The 5938-nt window shown below is 59.5% G+C and carries 6 protein-coding genes; 4 read left to right on the top strand and 2 right to left on the bottom strand.

From position 1 onward, the window contains the following. Positions 1–23: 23 nt before the first annotated feature. Together ACNPM8_RS16985 and serB are read right to left on the bottom strand one after the other, a co-directional pair. A complete protein-coding gene (locus ACNPM8_RS16985) occupies positions 24–1772 on the bottom strand; it encodes a VanW family protein (protein ID WP_105657797.1) in 1749 nt (582 codons plus the stop codon). Between the two features lie 161 nt (positions 1773–1933). After that, positions 1934–2854 (bottom strand): phosphoserine phosphatase SerB, encoded by a 921-nt coding sequence (serB, locus tag ACNPM8_RS16980; RefSeq protein WP_105657798.1) that lies wholly within the window; start codon positions 2852–2854, stop codon positions 1934–1936. A 187-nt stretch (positions 2855–3041) separates the two neighbouring features. On the opposite strand from serB, the gene ACNPM8_RS16975 reads away from it, so the two are divergent. From ACNPM8_RS16975 to ACNPM8_RS16960, 4 genes are all read left to right on the top strand, one after another. Next, complete coding sequence (locus ACNPM8_RS16975) at positions 3042–3827, top strand: ABC transporter ATP-binding protein (RefSeq protein WP_105657799.1); 786 nt, start codon at positions 3042–3044, stop codon at positions 3825–3827. Positions 3828–3855: 28 nt separating this feature from the next. Beyond that, positions 3856–4653, top strand: a complete 798-nt coding sequence (locus ACNPM8_RS16970; protein ID WP_105657800.1) for a sulfite exporter TauE/SafE family protein — start codon at positions 3856–3858, stop codon at positions 4651–4653. 4 nt (positions 4654–4657) lie between these two features. Beyond that, complete coding sequence (locus tag ACNPM8_RS16965; RefSeq protein ID WP_448940266.1) at positions 4658–5491, top strand: TrmH family RNA methyltransferase; 834 nt, start codon at positions 4658–4660, stop codon at positions 5489–5491. A gap of 147 nt (positions 5492–5638) precedes the next feature. Next, on the top strand, positions 5639–5896 hold the full coding sequence (locus ACNPM8_RS16960) for a type B 50S ribosomal protein L31 (RefSeq protein ID WP_013348950.1): 258 nt from the start codon (positions 5639–5641) through the stop codon (positions 5894–5896). Positions 5897–5938 lie beyond the last annotated feature (42 nt).

The following is a 5938-nucleotide window of genomic DNA, read 5'->3' as shown; positions in this document are numbered from 1 at the left end:
GGCGCCGGGCGATTTCGCTTGGATCAGTCCTTGGGCTTGTCGCCGCAGACGATCTTGTGCCATGGGCTGTAGGTCCAGCTCTTGGTTTCAGCTGGCAGCTTCTTGGATCCATCGAAGGCTTCCCGGTAGCGGGTGATATCGATGCTGAAGCCCTTCTTGCCACCAGATTCCGAGACGCACTTTTCGGCCGGGTTGTACTTGGTCTCGGGGTTGGTCTGGTTGTACTTGCCCGAGCTCTTCTGCGAGACATCCCAGTACTTGGTGGACCACAGGCGGGTATTGACCTTGTCGCCCGAAACCCAGGCCTGGATCATCACGCCGTAGGGGGTGTTGTTCTCCCAGATCATGTCGATCTGGCCTTCCCACAAGGTGGCTTCGCGTCCCGCGGGGTAGCGCTCGAACCAGCGCGAATGCGGCTTGTGGGTGATGTCGTCGTATCCGGCCAGGAAGCCGACGTTGTACATCTGGGTGGAGATCTGCGAGAGTCCGCCGCCTACGGCTTCGGTGCTGAAGCCGCTTTCCACGACCCCGGAGCTGTAGTAGCCGTTGGCCACGGTGATCGGGCCCAAGGCCTGCAGCAGCGAGAAGCGTTCGCCGGGCTTGATGATATCGCCATTGACGCGCGCCGAACCGGCATGCAGGTTCTTGGTGCGTACGGTATCGGAAGCCGGGTAGGGAGTGGAGAAGGTGACGATCGGTTCCTTGATGCCGAGCTTCTTCGCATCTGCGGTGGTGAAGTCGGCTTCCTTCTCGGTCATCTCAACTTCGGCAGTGCGGTTCTTGGCAGCGGTGGCGGCCAGGACCTTGGCGCCCAGGCCCTTGGTCTCCAGCGAGATGCCCTTGGAGGACTTGATGATGGACGGCTTGCCGTCCTTCAAGACGATCTGCGCATCCTTGGCAGTGCTGGAAAGATCGGAATTCTTCGTCGCAGCCTTGTAGAGCTTCTCGTCATCCAATGCGATCGCTGGGGCGCCATCCTTGGGCGCGTACTTTGCCGCCGCGGCAATAGACGCGGCCGAGATGGACGCCTTCTTGTCATCCGATGCCAGGATGACCTCGTCCTTCAGCAGCGCCTTGACGTCCTTGTCGTAGAACGCCTGCAGGGCGTCGGCAGAGATCGCCGGCTTGCTGACTTCGGCAGGCAGGTCGATCGCCGCGCCGGCAATTTCCCATTCCTCGCTGATCAGTGTGGCGGCTTCTTCGGTCTTCAGCGCTACGCCGTCGACGGGCTTGGTCAGCTTCGAGGTGCCATCCTTGAAATCGATGGTTCCTTCGGCGACCTCGGCATTGGCCTTCTTGGCCAGCGCTTCAAGCTGCGCGCCCAGTTTTTCCTGATCCACGTCGACCGCTGGGGTGACGTGGAATTCGCCGGTGAGCCGCTCGTAGAGCTTGGCGGGGTTGATTTCGTAGGAAGTCAGTTCGTTGATGGTTTCATCAACGTTCAGTTCCAGGCCGGCCTTGGCCGGATCCAGGGTGTACTTTTCACCGTTGACGGTGACATCCATTGGCTTTTCAGCCAGGGGGAGTACCTCGCGTTCCAATTCGGCGCGAGCCTGGTCCTTGTTCATGGATCCGATGTTCACGCCCGCAATTGACGCGTTGGCTGGAACCTGGGAACTGACATAGGCGGCTCCGCCGAAATATGCTGCGGCTACGGCTGCAACACAAGAACCGGTAATGATCCAAGGCTTGGCCTTGCTCTTCGGCTTCTTCTTGTCTTGTGCGGAGTGCGTAGGCGTAGTTGAGGAACTGTCCGGGGAGGGGGTCTGCACTGGTCTGGTAGCTCTTTCGAAAGCGATAGGGGCTACGCGCGCGGCTAGGACTTATGCCGCCAGCCGTTAAACGCGTCAATAGAAATACTAACCGCTGGAACAACCGATCAAGTTACCGAAAGCCGCTATCGGCAGAATTGTTATGCAGTTGTTGGATTCCGCTAAGCCAAATCATTGAGTACTAGGTCGGCGATGACGTCCAGGCGCGAGAAGTCCAGGCGCACGTCCGCCTCATCGCGCAGGGCAGGCTTCGCATTGAAAGCCACGCCCAAACCCGCGGCAGCAACCATGGCCAGATCATTGGCGCCATCACCGGCGGCGACGGTTGCCGTCATCGGGATGTGATGTTCCTCGGCCCAGGCGCGCAGCATCGTTTCCTTCATGCCGCGATCGACGATCTGGCCGTGAACGGTTCCGTCAAGAATTCCCTCGGAAATGCCCAAGGTGTTAGCCAGCGCATGGTCCAGGCCCAGATGGGCAGCCAACGGATCCAGGATCTGCTGGAACCCGCCGGAAACTACGCCGACCTTGTGCCCAGCAGCGTGGAACCGCTTGACCAGGGCTTCGGCGCCGTCCGAGAGGACAATGCGCTGGCCTACCTCGGCAAGGACAGTATCTGGCAGATCCTTCAAGGTAGCTACGCGCTGGATCAAGGACTGGGCGAAATCCAGTTCACCGCGCATCGCTGCTTCGGTCACCGCAGCCACTTCTTCTTCCCGTCCAGCGTGAGCGGCGAGCAGTTCGATGACTTCCTGCTTGATCAAGGTGGAATCGACATCCATCAGCAAGAGCAGCTGCGGAGCATCGACGAGTTCGGCCGGTACCACCGCTACGCACATGTCCGCGTATTCCAGTGCGCCGTCGGCGACCTGCGCATCGACGAATGCCGCAGCAGCCTGCTGCAGCTTCGCCTGATCGGCCTGTTCAAGGCGGAACTTGGCGACCAGCCGCTCTTCGCTGGCTTTGATCTGGCTCTCGTCCGCGGCGGGAATGAGCCCGGCGGCGGCCGCTTGCTGCAATACAGCGTTGAAGTCTGTGCGGGAGAAAGCGGGGCGGGATGCGAAAACCAATGATGAAGCCATGCAACCATTTTTCATTGCTTCGGTGTTTACGACCAAACATGACGTGTTGGCGCAAAGCTGCTGACCAGGCCCAGGGGAGCGAACTAGTATTGCCGTTGGACGCAATACAGGTCAATCCGGCGATCTCAGGCCCCGTTCGGCATTTCCAATTAGTGAAACAGGGGCGAAAAGTCTAATCTTGAATACCATGAGCGAAGTGCTAACTTTCAAAGATGTCAGCGTTGTACGCGGGCGAAAAGACCTGCTCAAGGACGTGTCCTGGGAAGTCAAAGAAGGACAGCGGTGGATTGTGATCGGCCCCAATGGCGCCGGCAAGTCGACCTTGATGAACATTGCGGCCACCCGGCTGCACCCAACCCGCGGTACCGCGGATATCCTTGGCGAACGTTTGGGCAAGGTGTCGGTCTTCGATCTGCGTCCGTTGATCGGCCTGAGCTCAGCCCTGGTTGCCAACTCCATTCCAGCCAACGAAACCGCGCTGAACGTAGTACTCACCGCGGCTTACGGCATGACCGGTCGCTGGCGCGAGAAGTACGAGAAGCTCGATGAGCGCCGTGCTTTCCATCTGCTGCACAACTGGGGCATGTCCACCTTCATGAACCAGCCTTTCGGCAAGCTTTCCGAAGGCGAGCGCAAGCGCGTGCTGATCGCCCGTGCCTTGATGACCGATCCCGAACTGCTGATCCTCGATGAGCCTGCAGCAGGCTTGGACCTTGCCGGGCGCGAAGACCTGGTTGGCAAGCTGGCGGAACTGGCAGCCGACGAGGATGCCCCGGCGCTGGTTCTGGTGACCCACCACCTTGAAGAGGTGCCAGCGGGATTCACCCACATCTTGATGATGCGCGACGGCGAAGTTGTCGCTGCCGGCGAGATCGAATCCACGCTGAACGAAGCGAACCTGGAAGCAACCTATGGCATGCCGCTGAGCCTGCGCCGTGAAGGTGGACGCTACTCTGCTTTTGCACGCAGCTAACAGCAATAACTAAAGGGGAAAATTCCACGTGATCGAATTTTGGCGCGAAGCCCTGGTCTTCATTGGCGGACTGTGGGCCGGAACTATCAACACCGTCGTCGGTTCGGGCACGTTGGTCACTTTCCCCATTCTCGTGGCGTTGGGCATGGCTCCGGTGAATGCCGTCGTCTCCAACGCCATGGGTCTGGTTGCTGGTGGCTTCTCCGGTGCCTGGGGGTACCGTCGAGAAGCTGCCAGCGTCAAGAAGACGCTGCTCAAACTCGTGCCGGTTTCACTGATCGGCGGGTTGATCGGTTCCTTGCTCCTCCTGAACCTGCCGGAGTCCGTCTTCGGCATCGTTGCGCCGGTGCTGCTGGTTTGCGCGCTGGTGCTGGTGATCTTCCAGCCCCGTCTTGCCAAGTGGGCGAAGACCCGGCAGGCCGCTTCCGGCGGCACCGACCCGGATGATGCCGATCGCGCCCAGATTCCAATGGTCCTCTACATCCTGGTGTTCATCATCGGTGTCTACGGCGGCTACTTCACCGCCGCGCAGGGAGTCCTGCTGATGGCGGTATTCGGCGTGTTCTTGCAAGCATCCCTGCAGCAGTCCAATGCAATCAAGGTCATCCTCTCCCTGATCGTGAATCTCGTGGCGGCCGCGATGTACCTGATCATTGCGCCGGAACGCATCAATTGGCTCGTCGTCCTGCTTATCGCTGTCGGCTCGCTGATCGGCGGATTTGCCGGCGCCAAGATTGGCCGCAAGCTCTCGCCTGGGCTGCTGCGCCTGGTCATCGTCATCCTGGGCCTGGTCGCCCTGGGCAACATGCTCTACAAGTTGGTGTAGCTTCGTGGCTGAAATTCTCAACCCTGAACGGATCCTGCCGGTCGCGGATCTGGCCGATTCCCGCCTCGACGAGTACCTCCGGCTCTCCGAAGCGAACCTGCGTATGCGCACTGACGTGGAAAACGGGCTCTACATTGCCGAGAGCACCAAAGTGGTGCAGCGTGCGATCAACGCGGGCCACGTGCCGCGCAGCTTCTTGCTCGCCGAAAAGCATCTGGACCAGCTAACCGAGGAGTTCAACCGTTTCCCAGACGCGCCGATTTTCATTGGGGATGATCGGCAGCTCCAGGATCTGGTCGGCTTCCACTTGCACCGCGGCGCCATGGCAGCGATGAATCGTCCCGAACCGCTGGATCTGGACGAAGTGCTTGAAGCCAGTTCGCGCGTCGCCATCTTGGAAGACGTCGCCGACCATACTAACCTCGGCGCAATTATCCGTTCGGCTTCAGGGCTCGGCGTTGACGCCGTGCTGCTCACCCCCAAATGCGTGGACCCCTGGTACCGTCGCAGCGCCCGCGTCTCAATGGGGACGGTCTTCGACCTTCCTTGGGTACGCATGCTGTCGTGGCCAGAGGACATCCAGACCTTGAAGAGGCATGGCTACGAGATGCTCGCCATGGAACTGACCGAGGACGCGATCCCGCTAAACGAAGTAGAGATCAAGTCTGGCCAGAAGGTCGCCATGATCTTGGGCAACGAAGGCAGGGGAGTTACCGATGAAGCTCTGGCCGCCGTTGACCGGACCGTGATCATCCCTATGTACCGCGAAGTGGATTCCCTGAATGTTGGTGCCGCTAGCGCAATTGCATTCTGGCATTTGTGCTCCGCGCCACGCTAAGAAGGTTTCTGCCGCCGCCGCTTTTGCGATAGGATGGACTGTCTGTGCATTGAGGTCTCTTCATGGAGCCCTGAATGCGGGACACAATTTCCGAGTAAGTAGCTACTGGCAAAATCCAGTGGCCATAAACAAAAAAGGTGTATAGCTATGAAGGCTGATATCCATCCACAGTACGGCCCAGTTGTCTTCAACGACCTGGCATCCGGCGAGAAGATCCTGACCCGTTCGACCGCTAAGTCGGACAAGACCATCGAATGGGAAGATGGCAACACCTACCCAGTAATCGACGTCGAAATCTCGGCAGCTTCGCACCCGTTCTACACCGGCAAGCAGCGCATCATGGACACCGCTGGTCGTGTCGAGCGCTTCAACGCCCGCTTCAAGGGCTTTGGCGGCAAGAAGTAATACTTCGCCCCTAGCAAGCTTTCGCGGGGGGGGTCCAGTATT

Source organism: Glutamicibacter sp. AGC46 (assembly GCF_053543715.1).
Note: the sequence above shows the minus strand (reverse complement) of the source record. Positions and strands in the feature narration are given on the sequence as shown.